The organism is Nocardioides sp. Z30_9 (assembly GCF_058215735.1).
Window position 1 is genome coordinate 251,714 of the sequence record NZ_JBZAJF010000002.1, and the last position, 16,289, is coordinate 268,002.

Sequence of the window (16,289 nt, forward strand, 5' to 3'; positions counted from 1 at the left end):
GCAAAGCGGCCCGTCGACCGACACGCTGTTGATTCCTGGGGCGCCGCCAGGGCGTGCGGATCGCGGCGCTCATCAGATGTCGAGGAAGCGGACGTCTTTTGCGTTGCGCTGGATGAAGCCGCGCCGGCTGGCGACGTCCTCGCCCATCAGCACGGAGAACACCTCGTCGGCCTGGGCGGCATCCTCGAGGGTGACCTGCAGCATCAGCCGCTGGTCGGGGTTCATCGTGGTCTCCCACAGCTCCTCGGCGTTCATCTCACCGAGGCCCTTGTAGCGCTGGACCGGGTTCTCCTTGGGGAGCTTCTTCCCCTGGGCGAGGCCGTCGGCCATCATCAGGTCGCGCTCGCTGTCGGAGTACACGAACTCGTGCTCGGCCGGCTTGTTCCAGCGCAGCCGGTAGAGCGGCGGCTGGGCCATGTAGACGAACCCGCCCTCGATCAGCGGCCGCATGAACCGGAACAGCAAGGTGAGCAGCAAGGTGTTGATGTGGTGGCCGTCGACGTCGGCGTCGGCCATCAGCACGACCTTGTGGTAGCGCAGCTTGTCGATGGCGAACTCCTCGTGCACACCGGTGCCGAGGGCGGAGATGATCGCCTGGACCTCGGCGTTGGCCAGCACCTTGTCGAGGCGAGCCTTCTCCACGTTGAGGATCTTTCCGCGGATCGGCAGGATCGCCTGGATCCGGGGATCACGTCCCTGGCGGGCGGAGCCGCCGGCGGAGTCACCCTCGACGATGAAGACCTCGCACTCCTCGGGGTTGGTCGACTGGCAGTCCGAGAGCTTGCCGGGCAGGCCGCCGCCACCGAAGAGGTCCTTGCGCGAGCGGGCCAGGTCACGGGCCTTGCGGGCGGCGACGCGGGCCTGGGCGGCCGACTGCGCCTTGCGGACGATGTCCTTGCCCTCGGCGGGGTTCTTCTGGAACCAGTCACCGAGCTGGTCGTTGACGATCCGCTGCACGAAGCCCTTGGCCTCGGTGTTGCCCAGCTTGGTCTTGGTCTGCCCCTCGAACTGGGGGTCGGCGAGCTTGATCGAGATGATCGCGGTCAGGCCCTCGCGGATGTCGTCGCCCTTGACCCGGTCCTCGGGCTTCTTGATCAGGCCCCACTCCTCGCCCCAGTTGTTGACCAGGGTCGTCAGGGAGGCCCGGAAGCCCTCCTCGTGGGTGCCGCCCTCGTAGGTGTTGATCGTGTTCGCGAAGGTGTGCACCGACTCGTTGTAGGTGGTGTTCCACTGCATCGCGAGCTCGAGGCTCATGTGGCTCTCGTGGCTCTCGGGCGTCTCGGCCTCGAAGTTGATCACCGTCGGGTTGGCGATGGTCTTGCTGCGGTTGAGGTGCTCGACGTAGTCGACGAGCCCGCGGTCGTACTTGAACCGGCGCTCCATCACCCCGCCGGGCGCGCTGTGCGCCGCCTGGGCGCCCTCGCCGCCGTCCTCGACGTCCGCGGAGACGGTGCCGTCCTCGATCGCCTCCGCGATCACCGCGGCCGAGGGCCGTTCGTCGCGTACGACGATCTCGAGGCCCTTGTTGAGGAAGGCCATCTCCCGGAACCGGTTGGAGATCGTCTCGAAGGAGTACTCGGTGGTCTCGAAGATGTCGTCGTTGGCCCAGAACCGGGTCGTGGTGCCGGTCTCCTCGGTCGGCTCGAGCTTCTCCAGGGGTCCGGTGGGGACCCCCATCTCGAACGCCTGGAACCAGCGGAAGCCGTCGCGCTTGATCTCGACCTCGACGCGCTTGGAGAGCGCGTTCACCACCGAGATGCCCACGCCGTGCAGGCCGCCGGAGACCTTGTAGCCGGAACCGCCGAACTTGCCGCCCGCGTGCAGCACGGTGAGCACGACCGTGACGGCCGGAAGCTCCTGACCTGCGGGGATGTCGACCGGGATGCCGCGGCCGTTGTCGGAGACCTGGATGGCACCGTCGGGCAGGATCGTCACCTCGACCCGGTCGCAGAAGCCCGCGAGGGCCTCGTCGACCGAGTTGTCCACGACCTCCCACACCAGGTGGTGCAGGCCGCGCTCGCCCGTGGAGCCGATGTACATGCCAGGGCGCTTGCGCACGGCCTCGAGGCCCTCGAGGACCTGGATCGCACTGGCGTCGTAGTTGCCCGCCTCCACCGAGTGCCCCTCGGTGATGCTCGCCGGAACCACCTCGGGAGCTGGTGGGTGGGTTTCGGGAAGGCCGTCGGAGGGAGTGGTGCTGGTGCTCTCGTCGGCCACGTGGGACTTCCTGTTCTGCTGTGCGCCCTCGCTTGGTTCACCAGGGCGGAAACCGGGTATGTCGGCACTGCTGCGTGCAACACAATGGCCGCCTCACAATGGGTCGGCGACCGAGCTCCAGTCTACCGCCCACGGCCCACAATCACCTCTCCCGTCCCGGGAATGTGGGGATCCGGCCCGAAAATTGCCCCTCAGAGGCCCGCAATCGGGTCCAGAGCGCCGCGCGAGGGGGTCATTCGACTCCCCATACGGCCCGGCGGCCGTTCAGCGCTGCATTTCGCGCGTGCGCGGCCGGGTCGCCGGCGCGCCGGTCCCCGGTCGCGCAATTGCTGGGAAATGACATCCCGATCCCCGATGTCGATGTCATTTGCCAGCAATTGCGGGATGGGGACCGCCCTCAGCCGCGGCCGTCGAGCGCCGACCGGGTGGCGGCGTCGGCGGGGTAGAACGCCTCGATCGCGAGCTCCGAGACGGTCACCTCCCGGGTGGTGCCGAACACCGTCGTGGCGGAGAGGAAGGAGAGTCGCCGATCCCCGTCCTGCAGGGTCAGCGGGACGAGCAGCGGGGGCGGCTCGGGCCACGGGGGAGCGGAGGCGGCCGGCGGCTGCACGTCGTACGCACGGACCAGGTCCGCAAGGCGCTCGTCGCCGGAGGTGTCGTGCTCGCGGCGGAGCCGGGAGAGCAGCGCGTCGCGCCACTGGGGCAGGTTCGCGATGCGTGGGGCGAGGCCGTCGGGCTCCAGAGTGAGTCGTACGACGTTCACGGGCGGCTCGAGCAGGTGCGCAGCGACCCCGTCCACCAGCCGGTAGACCGCATCATTCGCCGCGACCAGGTCCCAGGCGCCGTCGATGACCAGGGCCGGCCACGGCAGGTGGGCGGTCAGGATCGAGTCGATCGCGGCCGAGACCTCCGCGAGCGGGGGGTCGGCGAGGCTCAGCTCGGCGTGCGCGGGGGCGTACCCGCTGGCCAGCAGCAGCCGGTTCTGCTCGCGCAGCGGCACCTGCAGCTCCTCGCACAACCGCAGGATCATCTCGCTGGTGGGGCGGGAGCGTCCGGTCTCGATGAAGCTCACGTGCCGCGGTGAGACCCCGGCCCGGTGGGCGAGGTCGAGCTGGGAGCGGTTGCGCCGGCGCCTCCAGTCGCGTAGCAGGACACCGGCCGACGGCGAGGCCTGGACCGTGCGAGAGGTCATGTCACCACGTTCCCATGCGCCGGGAAGCGTCACGACTACCTGCGAGGTAGTCGACGCCGAGCGCGGGTGAGGGCAACGTGGACATCAGGTCGACCGCACTCCGGCGGTCGCACGACGACGAGGAGCCTCCCGTGACCACCCAGGACCGGAGCCCCACGACCCGCCCCGACACCACCAGCCCCGACACGACCAGGCCCGCCTACGCGATCGCCTATCTGCGCGAGGTGAACTTCGCCGAGGAGATCGTGGACTACCTGCAGCGCATCGACGAGACGCTGGCGCCGTTCGGCGGCCGGTTCCTGGTGCACGGCGGCGAGCTGATCGCCGTCGAGGGGAGCCTCGACGGGCGTCTGGTGGTGATCGTCTTCCCCGACGTGGCCTCGGCGACCGGTTGGTACGAGTCGCCCGGCTACCAGGAGATCCTGCCGCTGCGCACGAGGAACTCGGAGTCGGTCGCCGCGATCGTCGAGGGGGTGCCCGCCGGCTACCGCGCGGTGGACATGCTCTCCGCTGCCGGGAGCCAGGCTCAGCCGTAGGTGTCGCGCGGGCCGCGGCCCTTGACCCGGAGCCGGCCCTTCTTCCACGACGGTCCGCGGGGTCCCTCGATGTCGATCACCTGCACCGTCTCCTGCCCGAGCACCTCGTTGAGCCGGCGTACGACGTCGGGGGCGAGCAGCTTCATCTGGGTCGCCCACGCCGTGGAGTCGGTGCGTACGACGAGCCGCCCGTCGGCGTACGACTCGGGCTTCACGTGCTGGGCGACCTCGCGGCCCACGATCGCCTCCCAGCGGGAGAAGACGCCGTGCACCCGCAGCTCGGTCTCCCAGCCCTGCTCGCTGACGAAGCGCCCCAGGGTCGAGTCCATCGTCTGGGGATCGCGGTCGTCGGGGTGCGAGCCGCTGGAGCGCCCCTCGCGCTCGGTGCGCCACCGCCGGGCGGCGTCGGTGCGTGCCGGCGCGGGGCGCGACGACTTCTTCGGGGTCTTCCCGGCCAGCCCACGGGCGATCTGGCGGGCCAGGTCCAGGCCGGCGTCGTCGTGCGGCTCCTCGACCGGCCCGGCAGCGGGATCCTGCGGCTGTTCGGGGGCCGAGCCTTCGTCCTCGTCAGCCAACGGGGGTCACCTGGCCGGCGGCCACGTTGAAGCGCCGGCCGCGCAGCCCCTCGGGGATGTCGTCGGGGACCGCCGCGGTGACCAGCACCTGCTCCGCGCCGGAGACCAGCTCGGCCAACTGGGCCCGGCGACCGCTGTCCAGCTCGGCGAAGACGTCGTCGAGGATCAGCACCGGGTCGTCGCCGGTGCTGCGCAGCAGCTCGTAGGAGGCCAGCCGCATCGCCAGCGCGAACGACCACGACTCCCCGTGGCTCGCGTACCCCTTGACCGGGAATTCGCCCAGGGAGCAGAGCAGGTCGTCACGGTGCGGCCCCACCAGGGACACCCCGCGCTCGAGCTCGTCGCGGCGGCGCCGGGCGATCTCGGCGAGCATCGCCTGCTCCAGGCTGGCCACGGTGTATTGGGGGGCGGTCTCGACAGGCTCGACCCCATGGGCGGCATCGGTGGTTTCGACAGGCTCAACCCCCGTTGGAGGCTCGACCACCGTTGGCGGCTCGACCACCACGGGGTCGAAGCTGGGCTTGTAGCTGAGCACGGCGTCGTCGCGGGTGGCCCCGCGGGCCACCGCCTCGTAGGCCTTGCCGAGCAGGGGGCTCAGCTCCTCGATCACCCGCCCGCGCGAGGCCATGATCTCCGCGCCCAGGCGGGCGAGGTTGGCGTCCCACACCTCGAGGGTGGTCAGCGCCGACTCCGAGCCGGGGCCGCGCAGGCGGGCGGTCTTCAGCAGGGTGTTGCGCTGCTTGAGCACCCGGTCGTAGTCGGCCCGGGTGCCGGCGTACCTCGCGCCCTGGTGCAGCACCAGCAGGTCGTCGACGAACCGGCGCCGCTCGGTGGGGTCGCCCTTGACCAGCGCCAGGTCGTCGGGGGCGAAGACGACGCTGCGCACCAGCCCGAGCAGCTCGCGCGCTCGGGGCAGCTGGGCGCGGTTCACCCGGGCCCGGTTGGACTTGCCGGGGTTGATCTCGACCTCCAGCACGGCCCGGCGGTCGTCGCGTACGACGGCAGCGCGCACCACGGCGTTGGCCGCTCCGCGGCGGACCAGCGGCAGGTCCGAGGCCACCCGGTGGGAGCTCAGCCGGGAGAGGTAGTCGATCGCCTCGACGATGTTGGTCTTGCCCTGGCCGTTGCGGCCGACGAACGAGGTGACGCCGGGCTCCAGCTCGACCTCGAGGACCGGGTAGGAGCGGAAGTCGTGCAGGGAGAGGTGGGCGACGTACAAACGAAACTCTCGACTACTTGTCGCGGGTGGGCTTGTCGGCCGGGGAGTCGACGTCCTTGGTGGTCGGCGGACCGCCGGCCTGCACGGCGTGGCCGCCGAACTGGTTCCGCATCGCCGCCACCGCCTTCATCGCGGGGCTGTCGTCCTGGCGCGAGCTGAACCGGGCGAACAGCGAGGCGGCGATCACGTGCATGGGTACGGCGTTGTCGATCGCGGCCTCGACCGTCCACCGGCCCTCGCCGGAGTCCTCGGCGTACCCGCGGACCTTGTCGAGGTGGGCGTCGTCCTTGACCGCGGCGACCAGCAGGTCGAGCAGCCAGGACCGGATCACGGTGCCCTCGCGCCAGGAGTCGAAGACGTCGGTGACGTTGTCGACCACGTCGACGGCCTGGAGCAGCTCCCAGCCCTCGGCGTAGGCCTGCATCATGGCGTACTCGATGCCGTTGTGGACCATCTTGGCGAAGTGCCCCGCGCCCGGCTTGGTGCCGGCGTGGACGAACCCCGCCTCGCCCTCGGGGCGCAGCGCGTCGAAGGCCGGTTGGACCTTGGCGACGTCCTCCTCGGACCCGCCGCACATCAGCGCGTAGCCGTTCTCCAGGCCCCACACGCCGCCGGAGACGCCGCAGTCGACGAAGCCGACACCCTTCTCACCGAGCGCGGCCGCGTTCACCTCGTCGTCGGTCCACCGGGAGTTGCCCCCGTCGACGACCAGGTCGCCCTCCGAGAGCAGCTCACCGAGCGCGGCGATCGTCTCCCGGGTCGGTTCACCGGAGGGAACCATCACCCACACGACCTTGGGGCTGGGCAGCTGCTCGACCATCTCCTCGAGGCTGGACACGTCGCTGACCTCGGGGTTCCGGTCGAAACCGACCACCGTGAGGCCGGCCTTGCGCATCCGGGTGCGCATGTTCGCGCCCATCTTCCCCAGTCCGACGAGTCCGATGTCCATGTGCGTGAACCTTTCCGAAACGGGAGGTCTCATCGTGCAAGGGGTCGGACTGCGCTGTCCAACGAGCAGCTTGGAATGTGGGTCAGGACAGCAGGCGGCGCGGCATCAGCAGGTAGCGGAAGTCGGTCTCGGCCTCGCCCTCGAGGGATCCCACCCCCGAGAGTACGACCGGCTTGGAGGCCTGCGTGAACGCCAGCTCCACGAACGGCGACTCGATGGCGGTGAGGCCGTCGAGGAGGTACGCCGGGTTGAACCCGGTCGTGATGTCCTCACCGGTCACGTGCGCCTCCAGCGACTCGCTGGCCATCGCCTCCTCGCCCGAGCCCGCGTCCAGGGTCAGCACGCCGTCGGAGAAGGCGAGCTGGACGGCGGTGTTGCGCTCGGCGACGAGCGAGACGCGCTTGACCGAGTCGATCAGGCTGGCCTTGTCGACCCGGGCGACGGTCAGGTGCTCGCTGGGGAACAGCGAGCGGACCTTGGGGAAGTCGCCGTCGAGCAACCGGGTCGTCGTACGACGGATGCCGCCGCCGGCCGAGCCCTCGAAACCGATGATCCCCTCGCCGGCGCCGCCGCCCGAACCGTTGGAGAGCGCGATCGAGATCTCGCTGCCTCCGACCAGGGCCTTGGCGGTGTCGGCCAGGACCTTCGCCGGCACCAGCGCGGCGGAGTCGATGTCGGGGGCCGACGGGGACCAGGTCAGCTCACGTTGGGAGAGCCGGAACCGGTCGGTGGCCAGCATCGCGATCGAGTCTCCGTCGAGCTCGATCCGGACACCGGTCAGCACCGGCAGCATGTCGTCGCGGCCGGCCGCGGTGACCGCCTGGGAGACGGCGTTGGCGAACACCGAGCTGCTCACCGTGCCCCGGGCCTCGGGCATCTGCGGCAGCGTCGGGTAGTCCTCCACCGGCATCGTCTGCAGGCTGAACCGGGCAGAACCGCAGGTCAGGGTCACCTTCGAGCCCTCGATGCTCATCTCGACCGGCTTGTTGGGCAGGCTGCGGCAGATGTCGGCGAGCAGGCGCCCGGAGACCAGGGCGCGGCCCTCGTCGGTGACGTCGGCGTTCAGCGTCGCCCGCGCGGAGGTCTCGTAGTCGAACGTGGACAGCTGGAGGCCGTCAGCACCCTCGAAGGTCCCGGCCTCGATCAGCAGGCCGGCGAGCACGGGGGCACTCGGGCGGATCGGGAGCGCGCGTGCCGTCCAGGCGACGGCGTCAGCGAGAACGTCGCGTTCTACGCGGAACTTCACGGATGGTTCCTCTCGATCAGGTGCATCAGCTGTGGGGGTCCCCAGCGACTACGCAGAAAACTACGCGAAAACTGTGTTCGGCACGTTGCTGCGCACCACTCGGGTGCGCTGGAGCCTCGCTAAGTGCCGGGAGGAGCATCCTGCCACGGCCCGCTTCCTCCACAGGCTCACGTGTCCCCGGTTGTTGCGCGGCGAGGAATCAATTGGGAATTCAGCAGTAGTAGTAGGTGCGGTGGATTCTGTGGACAACCCGGGTTCGTGCAGGTCAGCGCGTACAAGTTGTGCGACCCGGCCTGTGGACGGCGCCCGTCGAAACCACAAGTTCCTGTGGTTCGGGAGAGTCCCTGTGGGTTGCGAGCACCGGCTGTCCACACGTCGTACCGGGCCAGTCCACCGAAATTGCCCGCTGGAACCACATCTTGCAACGTTGTAGTTCACGCTCACCCGGATCGCCTCGGAACAGGGCCGGGCGACCCGGGTCGGGAGGCTCAACTCTGCTTGGCCTGCTGCTTGACGCGGGTGGTGAGCTCGGTGACCTGGTGGAAGACGTTGCGACGCTCGGCGAGGTCCTTGCGGATCCGGCGGTCGGCGTTCATCACCGTGGTGTGGTCGCGGCCGCCGAACTGCTGGCCGATCTTCGGCAGCGAGAGCTCGGTGAGCTCCCGGCACAGGTACATCGCGATCTGGCGAGCCGTCACCAGCGCGCGCGTGCGGCTGGGACCGCACAGGTCCTCGATCGAGAACCCGAAGTACGACGCGGTCTGGGCGATGATCAGCCCGGCGGTGACCTCGGGCTCGCCACCTTCGGGGATCAGGTCCTTGAGCACGATCTCGGCAAGGGTCATGTCGACCTCCTGCTGGTTGATGCTCGCGAACGCGGTGACCCGGATCAGGGCGCCTTCGAGCTCGCGGATGTTGGTCTGGATCCGCGATGCGATGAACTCCAGCACGTCCGCCGGGGCCGAGAGCCGGTCGGCGGCCGCCTTCTTGCGCAGGATCGCGATCCGCGTCTCGAGGTCGGGCGGCTGTACGTCGGTGAGCAGGCCCCACTCGAACCGGTTGCGGAGCCGGTCCTCGAGCTGGGTGAGCCGCTTGGGCGGACGGTCGGAGCTGATCACGATCTGCTTGTTGGCGTTGTGCAGGGTGTTGAACGTGTGGAAGAACTCCTCCTGGGTCTGCTGCTTGCCCTCGAGGAACTGGATGTCGTCGACCAGGAGCACGTCGACATCGCGGTAGCGGCGCTGCAGCGCGGCGGTGTTGGCGTCCTTGATGGCGTTGATCACGTCGTTGGTGAACGCTTCGGACGAGACGTAGCGGATCTTGGCGCCGGTCCACAGGTTGCGGACGTAGTGGCCGATCGCGTGCAGCAGGTGGGTCTTGCCCAGCCCGGAGTCGCCGTAGACCAGGAGCGGGTTGTACGCCTTGCCGGGCGCCTCGGCGACCGCGACCGCGGCGGCGTGGGCGAACCGGTTGGAGGACCCGATCACGAAGGTCTCGAAGGAGTACCGCGGGTTCAGCGGGCTGTCCGGGATGCCCGTGGTCAGCGATGCGCTGGCCCGTGTCGACAAATCACTTTGTCGATGTGTGGTCGCACGGATGGGACGGAGGTCCTGGGGGTGGAACACGGGCAGGCTCGGGGACGCCGCGAGCGAGGCCCCCTGGTTGGGCGGGGAGGACCCGGGCGTGGAGAAGGTGCCGGCACCGCGTCCGGCGCCCTGGTCGCCGAGATGGTCTCCGAAGTGCGTCGGCTCGGGGGGTGCCACCGGGGATGCCTGCGACTCGTCGGGCTCCAGGGCGGGGTCCACGCTGACCGCGAGCCGGATCGGCTTGCCGAGGCGGTCGGTGAGCGTGTCCTCGATCCGGGTGCGCAGGCGCCCTTCGAGCTGGTTGCGGGTGAACTCGTTGGGGACGGCCACCACGGCGGTGCTCTCGGCGAGCATCAGCGGCTTGCTGGAGGTCAGCCACACCCGCTGGTTCGGCGGAAGGCTGTCCACGATCCCGGGCCAGAGCGCCTCGAGGTCACTCGCCTGGTTGTTGCTGGTGTTGTGTGTTCCATCCACGCCCCGTAGCGCTCCCCTTCTATGGCTGTGCCGCGGTGCAGCGCCGGTGAAATCACTGACTCCACACCTTTGTCCACAGGTTGTGCGATAACGCAGGATGTCCTGTTCTGAGATTCCTGCGTTGGTGTTCCCGACTGTGTCCTGCTGCGTGCTCCGGCGCTGTCGCAGCGGGAGAACGCCCGCCACACGCCGTCACCCTGGGTCGTCCGACCGCCTGTTTCGGGACCGGGCCGACTGGTGTGCTGGGGCCTGCTGGAAGGCTGACGCTAACAACCGTGACGGCTGTGGATCAACCGTTGTCCACAGGCATTGGCCCAGTTATCCCCAGGGTGCTGCGTGTGGAAGTAAACCCGGGCACCCCAAGGGTGTGGCATGTCCGGCTCGCGGAGGTTCACCGTCACACAGCGGCCGAATTGACCCCCCTGCCGCGCGGCACGTACCGTTGGCAGGTCTGAACCGGCGTCGACCGGTGCCGCATGTCCATGACAGTTCCGATCTCGCATGGGTGAGCGGTGCCAGTTGACCTGCAACTGGCGATCGATCTCGCACGCGCAATACCGGTGACCGGACTGTCAGCAACCCCCCCTGAGTGGAGTGAGTAAGTTGAGCAAGCGCACGTTCCAGCCGAACAACCGTCGTCGGCACAAGACCCATGGGTTCCGCCTCCGGATGCGTACGCGCGCCGGCCGCGCCGTGCTCGCCGCCCGTCGCCGGAAGGGCCGCGACCGCCTCGCTGTCTGAGGCGTGAGCAGCCGGGTGTGCTTTCTCCCAGCAATCGCCTGACCTCGCCGCTCCACTTTCGCGAGGTCGTGCGCCGCGGCCGGCGCTGTGGTGGTCCACTGATGGTGGTCCACCTCCGCGCGCCCGCGGTCGAGCCTGCCCGAGAACCTGCCCATGCGGGCGTGACCAACAGCCCGCGGGTGGGTTTCGTGGTCTCCAAGGCCGTGGGACCCGCCGTGGTGCGCAACCTGGTCAAGCGCCGGTTGCGTCACCTGGCGCGGGAGCGCATCGGCGCGCTTCCCCGGCGTGGGATGCTCGTGGTCCGTGCCCTCCCGGCGGCAGCGGACGCGTCCTACGACGAGCTCGAGCGTGAGCTGGACCGGTGTCTCGCCAAGGTGGGCGTGACAGCAGATTCTTCGGCGCATGTGGAGGGGGTCCGGTGAAGTTCCTGCTGATCTGGCTTCTTCGCGTATATCGGTTCGCCATCAGCCCGCTGTACGGGCAGGTGTGCCGCTATCACCCGACGTGTTCGGCGTACGCGCTCGAGGCCATCACCCAGCACGGCAGCATCAAGGGCAGCTGGCTCGCCGTACGCCGGGTCGCGCGGTGTCATCCCTGGGCGCTGGGTGGATATGACCCAGTTCCTCCACATCATCAAAAGCTGACTCGAGGAGTCTGACTTGTTGTCCTTCTTCAAGGATCTCGGCGGCTTCATCATGACGCCGCTGTACTTCGTGATCAGCGCGGTGCTGCTGGGCTGGCACCAGGTGTGGGGGTCCCTGTTCGGTGAGGCCTCGGGCATTGCCTGGGTGCTCTCGATCATCGGGCTCACCATCGTGATCCGCGCCCTGCTGATCCCGCTGTTCGTCAAGCAGATCAAGTCCAGCCGCAACATGCAGCTGCTGCAGCCCAAGGTCAAGGAGCTGCAGAAGAAGTACGGCCACGACCGGGAGCGTCTCGCCCAGGAGACGATGAACCTCTACCGGGAGACCAAGACCAACCCGCTCTCCTCGTGCCTTCCGCTGATCATCCAGATGCCGATCTTCCTGGCACTGTTCCGCCTGATCGACCAGGCCGCGAAGGACCCCGACACCGTCCGCGGCCTGATGACCGTCTCGCTCAACGAGCAGTTCGGTGACGCCGTCTTCCTCGGCGCGAAGATCTCCGACACGTTCATGAGCACCGACTCCACCGGCGTACGCGTGCTCGCCGCGGTCCTGGTGCTCGCGATGACCGCGACCACGTTCCTGACCCAGCGCCAGCTGATGAGCAAGAACATGCCGGCCGACGCCCTCACCGGTCCCTACGCCCAGCAGCAGAAGATGCTGCTCTACGTGCTCCCCGTGGTCTTCGCCGTCGGCGGCATCGCCTTCCCGATCGGTGTCCTCTTCTACTGGACCACCTCGAACCTGTGGACCATGGGCCAGCAGTTCTACGTGATCCGGAACAACCCCGCTCCGAACACCGAGGCGTTCAAGGCCAAGCAGCTCCGCGACGAGGAGAAGCGCAAGCGCAAGGGCCTGCCGGCCACCGAGGCCGCGGCGGGAACCACGATCGAGGCCGAGCCCGAGGCCCCGAAGCCGGCCCAGCGCCAGCAGCCGAAGAAGCTGACCCGTGAGCAGCGCAAGAAGCAGGGACGCCCCGGCGGCCCCACTGGCAACACCTCCAAGCCTGTAGAACCCACCACTGCACAGCAGACCGATCCCCCGAGCGATCAGGGAGAAGACAAGTGAGTGAACCCGTGAACGAGACCATCGAGGCCGGATCCCAGGCCGAGGCCGACGCCGAGAACACCCCCGAGTCGGCCCCCGAGGAGTCGGCTGCTGCTGCGGTGACCGAGGACGTGGACACCGAGGGCGACAGCGACGACAGTAACGAGCCCACCCGGCCGGGCCGGCGTGAACGCCTCGAGCAGGAGGGCGACATCGCCGCCGACTACCTCGAGGAGCTGCTCGAGATCACCGACCTCGACGGCGACCTGGACATGGACGTGGAGGGCGACCGCGCCACCGTGTCCATCGTCGGCGCCAACCTGCCCCAGCTCGTGGGTGACCAGGGCGAGGTGCTCGAGGCGCTGCAGGAGCTGACTCGCCTTGCCGTCTACCGCGAGACCGGTGAACGGTCCCGGTTGATGCTCGACATCAGCGGCCACCGTGCGGCCCGCCGTACCGACCTGGAGAAGCAGGCCGGCGAGATCATCGCTCAGGTGAAGGAGTCCGGCGAGCGCGCCACCCTGGAGCCGATGTCCCCGTTCGAGCGCAAGGTCGTGCACGACGTCGTTGCTGCTGCCGGCTTGAAGTCTGAGTCGGAGGGGGCCGAGCCGCGTCGCTACGTCGTCGTGCTGCCCTCGTGACACCGGTCGGGTGACCGGTGTTCCACGGCCACGTTTCACGTGAAACCCATGGATGACCAGCCTGCGGCTGCACCCCCTGCGCCCTCGAGTGCGCAGGGGGTGTTTTCGCGCACCCTTCCCCTAGCGGAGCAGTTCGCGGACCTGCTCGCCACCGAAGCGACGGTGCGCGGGCTGATCGGCCCCCGTGAGGTCCCCCGGCTGTGGGAGCGGCATCTGCTGAACTGCGCCGTGATCACCGACCTGATGCCGCCGGACAGCTCCGTCGCCGACATCGGGAGCGGTGCCGGCCTGCCCGGGATCGTGCTGGCGATCCGCCGCCCAGACCTCCAGGTCACTTTGGTGGAGCCTTTGCTGCGTCGGACCACGTTTCTGGACTTCGCTGTGTCCACAATGGGACTGTCCAATGTGCGCGTCCATCGGGGACGCGCCCAGGACTTGCACCGCGCAGCTGATCGGGATGGGAGGTTCGACGTGGTCACCTCTCGAGCCGTAGCCCCCCTGGACCGGCTGTCCCAGTGGTCCCTCCCGTTGGTGCGACCCGGCGGACGCTTCCTGGCGATGAAGGGGGCCACGGCTGCCGACGAGCTCGCCGGTGCCTCAGCCGAGGTCCGCCGTGCCGGCGGAGTCGACCCGGAGATCATCACTGTGGGTGCGGAGTGGGTCGATCCCCCGGTCACAGTGGTGCGGATCGTGAAATCAGGTGAAAAGTGATGCGTCAGCTCGCACACACTGCCTTCGTCGCGTGCCCCACGGTTGTTTTGCGGTTATGGACTGGCGCACCCAGTGAAGTTATCCACCGGTGGGTTGCCCATGCTTGAGCGTGCGAATCCACAGACAGAAGGGGGTTATCCACAGGTGACCCCTGTTTCACGTGAAACAGAGCTAGGGGATGACGCAGTGAATCAGGCTGACTCAGCAGTTGGGTCAATTCGGGCATCGGGGGTGCGTACCGCTGGTGATCTCGCGGACTCCCCAGGGGGCCGGACGACCTTCGACGCCTCCACGCCGATGGCGAGCGCGGTGGAGCAGCAGATCCTGGTGCGCCAGGGTCGGCGAGCCAGTGATCCCCTCCCGCGTCCGGACCACACCCGGGTGATGGTGGTCGCGAACCAGAAGGGTGGTGTCGGCAAGACCACCACCGCGGTCAACCTCGCGGCCGGACTGGCGCAGCAGGGTCTCCGGGTCCTGGTGATCGACCTGGATCCGCAGGGGAACGCCTCCACGGCCCTCGATGTCGCGCACCACCGCGGCGTACTGTCCTCCTACGACGTCCTCGTGGACGGCGTCGCGCTCGCGGACGTCGTCCAGCCGCACCTCGACATCGCGAACCTCTTCGTGGTGCCGGCCACGATCGACCTGGCTGGCGCGGAGATCGAGCTGGTCAGCGTGGTCGCCCGCGAGACGCGCCTCCGCAAGGCGATCGCGGCGCACCCCCTGGTCAACGGCGGCGGGGCCGACCGGTTCGACTACGTGCTGATCGACTGCCCGCCCTCGCTGGGGCTGCTCACGCTGAACGCGTTGGTGGCCGGCGCAGAGATGCTGATCCCGATCCAGGCGGAGTACTACGCCCTCGAGGGGCTCGGCCAGCTCCTGGAGACCGTGGAGATGGTGCGTACGCACCTCAACCAGGACCTGTGGGTGAGCACCATCCTGATCACGATGTACGACTCGCGGACCAACCTGGCGGCCAGCGTGGCCGCGGAGGTGCGCGAGCACTTCGGAGGACAGGTCCTGAAGACCGCGATCCCCCGCTCGGTGCGGGTCTCGGAGGCTCCGAGCTACGCGCAGAGCGTGATGACCTACGACCCCGCCTCACCCGGGGCGCTGAGCTACCGCGAGGCTGCTCGCGAGCTCGCTCACCGGGGCGTGATCAACGGGGGCGTCCCGGTCACGGTCAGCGCGAGCACCGACCAGCCACAGCCGGACCCCGCCACCACGGATCCCAGAGGAGACCGATGAGCAACAAGCCTGTGCCACGCCGAGGACTTGGTCGTGGGCTGGGGTCCCTGATCCCGACCGGGCCGCCGGCGCAGCCCGGTGCGCGCGAGGACGAGATGGCGCGTTCCGGCGTACGCACGGAGCAACCTGGCGGCCACGTCGGCACTCCCACCGCGCCGCAGCCCTCCTCGCCCACGTCGAACGAGGGCTCTGCTCCCGTCTTCACGCCACCGAACGCCGATCCAGGCTCGAATGCGGTCTCAGGTGCCGTGGCGCAGTCCTCGGCCGACGCTGTCACTTCCCCGGCCGAGGTCGCCGGGGCCTACTTCGCCGAGCTGCCCGTAGTCGCGATCACGCCCAACGCCCGGCAGCCGCGTCGGGACTTCGACGAGGCCGCGATGGCCGAGCTGGTGCACTCGATCAAGGAGGTCGGGCTGCTCCAGCCGGTGGTGGTGCGCCGTACTGGTGCTCCCAGCGGCTCCGGGGACGCTGCCTACGAGCTGATCATGGGCGAGCGGCGCTGGCGGGCGACGCAGGAGGCCGGCCTGGACACGATTCCGGCCATCGTGCGCCAGACCGGCGACGACGACATGCTGCGCGACGCGCTCCTGGAGAACCTGCACCGCTCCGAGCTGAACCCGCTGGAGGAGGCGGCCGCCTACCGGCAGCTGCTCGACGACTTCGGGTGCACCCACGACGAGCTCGCCTCCCGGATCGGGCGCAGCCGGCCCCAGATCAGCAACACCCTGCGCCTGCTCAACCTCTCACCTGCGGTCCAGCGTCGCGTGGCCGCCGGCGTGCTCAGCGCCGGGCACGCCCGGGCACTGCTCGCGGTCAGCGACCCGGCCTCCCAGGACCGGCTCGCCGGCCGGGTCGTCTCCGAGGGCATCTCGGTTCGTAGCCTCGAGGAGCTCGTCGCGGTGGGCGAGGTCGGCGCCGAGGACGAGGGCCCCCGCGTCCGCGCCCCCCGGCCGAGTGCTCCTGGCCTCGCCGAGCTGGGCGACCGGCTCAGCGACCGCCTCGACACCCGGGTCAAGCTCGCCCTGGGCCGCAACAAGGGTCGGATCTCCATCGAGTTCGCCTCGCTGAGCGACCTGGAGCGCATCGTCAGCGTGATCGACCCCCGCAACCGTAACGACAGGCCGATCTAGCGGTTCATCGCTTTGTCGACATTGGCGTACACGGATCGAGCAATTGCTGGGATCAGACCGTCGGCCAGACGCCGGTAGGCCGATAAGTCGACAAAGTCTTTTATCGGTTTGACGGTTTGGTGCTTTGTCCTTC

Annotated in this window: 16 protein-coding genes; 9 read left to right on the forward strand and 7 right to left on the reverse strand. The window is 69.0% G+C overall.

Annotated features, from left to right (window positions below; translation table 11 throughout):
• Positions 1–72: 72 nt before the first annotated feature.
• Entirely contained in the window at positions 73–2,217 is a 2,145-nt protein-coding gene (gene gyrB / locus AC4BGB_RS11910; protein WP_490547071.1) for a DNA topoisomerase (ATP-hydrolyzing) subunit B, read from the reverse strand.
• Between the two features lie 397 nt (positions 2,218–2,614).
• Entirely contained in the window at positions 2,615–3,409 is a 795-nt protein-coding gene (locus AC4BGB_RS11915; RefSeq protein ID WP_490547072.1) for a helix-turn-helix domain-containing protein, read from the reverse strand.
• Positions 3,410–3,540: 131 nt separating this feature from the next.
• On the opposite strand from AC4BGB_RS11915, the gene AC4BGB_RS11920 reads away from it, so the two are divergent.
• Entirely contained in the window at positions 3,541–3,945 is a 405-nt protein-coding gene (locus tag AC4BGB_RS11920) for a DUF1330 domain-containing protein (protein WP_490547073.1), read from the forward strand.
• On the opposite strand, the gene AC4BGB_RS11925 is transcribed toward AC4BGB_RS11920, so the two are convergent.
• The 5 genes from AC4BGB_RS11925 to dnaA all read right to left on the reverse strand — a co-directional run bounded on the left by AC4BGB_RS11925 (position 3,936) and on the right by dnaA (position 9,994).
• Positions 3,936–4,520 (reverse strand): DciA family protein, encoded by a 585-nt coding sequence (locus tag AC4BGB_RS11925; RefSeq protein WP_490547074.1) that lies wholly within the window; start codon positions 4,518–4,520, stop codon positions 3,936–3,938. The genes AC4BGB_RS11920 and AC4BGB_RS11925 overlap by 10 nt on opposite strands.
• A complete protein-coding gene (gene recF / locus AC4BGB_RS11930; RefSeq protein ID WP_490547075.1) occupies positions 4,513–5,739 on the reverse strand; it encodes a DNA replication/repair protein RecF in 1,227 nt (408 codons plus the stop codon). The genes AC4BGB_RS11925 and recF overlap by 8 nt, the downstream gene beginning before the upstream one ends.
• A 13-nt stretch (positions 5,740–5,752) precedes the next feature.
• Positions 5,753–6,721, reverse strand: a complete 969-nt coding sequence (gene gnd, locus AC4BGB_RS11935) for a phosphogluconate dehydrogenase (NAD(+)-dependent, decarboxylating) (protein WP_490547076.1) — start codon at positions 6,719–6,721, stop codon at positions 5,753–5,755.
• 49 nt (positions 6,722–6,770) lie between these two features.
• The gene (dnaN, locus tag AC4BGB_RS11940) at positions 6,771–7,934 is read right to left on the reverse strand and encodes a DNA polymerase III subunit beta (RefSeq protein WP_490547077.1); all 1,164 of its coding nucleotides are present in this window, start codon (positions 7,932–7,934) and stop codon (positions 6,771–6,773) included.
• 488 nt (positions 7,935–8,422) lie between these two features.
• Positions 8,423–9,994: a chromosomal replication initiator protein DnaA gene (dnaA, locus tag AC4BGB_RS11945; RefSeq protein ID WP_490547078.1), complete on the reverse strand. Its 1,572-nt coding sequence runs from the start codon at positions 9,992–9,994 to the stop codon at positions 8,423–8,425.
• A gap of 603 nt (positions 9,995–10,597) precedes the next feature.
• Here dnaA and rpmH point away from each other — a divergent pair.
• From rpmH to AC4BGB_RS11985, 8 genes are all read left to right on the forward strand, one after another.
• Positions 10,598–10,735: a 50S ribosomal protein L34 gene (rpmH, locus tag AC4BGB_RS11950; protein WP_490547080.1), complete on the forward strand. Its 138-nt coding sequence runs from the start codon at positions 10,598–10,600 to the stop codon at positions 10,733–10,735.
• Between the two features lie 17 nt (positions 10,736–10,752).
• On the forward strand, positions 10,753–11,157 hold the full coding sequence (gene rnpA, locus AC4BGB_RS11955) for a ribonuclease P protein component (protein ID WP_490547081.1): 405 nt from the start codon (positions 10,753–10,755) through the stop codon (positions 11,155–11,157).
• Positions 11,154–11,393: a membrane protein insertion efficiency factor YidD gene (gene yidD, locus AC4BGB_RS11960; RefSeq protein ID WP_490547082.1), complete on the forward strand. Its 240-nt coding sequence runs from the start codon at positions 11,154–11,156 to the stop codon at positions 11,391–11,393. Before rnpA ends, yidD begins: the two co-directional genes overlap by 4 nt.
• A gap of 37 nt (positions 11,394–11,430) precedes the next feature.
• Positions 11,431–12,447 carry a membrane protein insertase YidC gene (yidC, locus tag AC4BGB_RS11965; protein WP_490548433.1) on the forward strand — a complete coding sequence of 339 codons (1,017 nt, stop codon included), beginning with the start codon at positions 11,431–11,433 and terminating at the stop codon, positions 12,445–12,447.
• An 8-nt stretch (positions 12,448–12,455) separates the two neighbouring features.
• Positions 12,456–13,067, forward strand: coding sequence for a Jag family protein (locus AC4BGB_RS11970; protein ID WP_490548434.1), 612 nt, complete (start codon positions 12,456–12,458; stop codon positions 13,065–13,067).
• A gap of 48 nt (positions 13,068–13,115) precedes the next feature.
• Positions 13,116–13,778 carry a 16S rRNA (guanine(527)-N(7))-methyltransferase RsmG gene (gene rsmG, locus AC4BGB_RS11975; protein ID WP_490547083.1) on the forward strand — a complete coding sequence of 221 codons (663 nt, stop codon included), beginning with the start codon at positions 13,116–13,118 and terminating at the stop codon, positions 13,776–13,778.
• 231 nt (positions 13,779–14,009) lie between these two features.
• A complete protein-coding gene (locus tag AC4BGB_RS11980; protein ID WP_490547084.1) occupies positions 14,010–15,026 on the forward strand; it encodes a ParA family protein in 1,017 nt (338 codons plus the stop codon).
• The gene (locus tag AC4BGB_RS11985) at positions 15,023–16,156 is read left to right on the forward strand and encodes a ParB/RepB/Spo0J family partition protein (RefSeq protein WP_490547085.1); all 1,134 of its coding nucleotides are present in this window, start codon (positions 15,023–15,025) and stop codon (positions 16,154–16,156) included. The genes AC4BGB_RS11980 and AC4BGB_RS11985 overlap by 4 nt, the downstream gene beginning before the upstream one ends.
• Positions 16,157–16,289 lie beyond the last annotated feature (133 nt).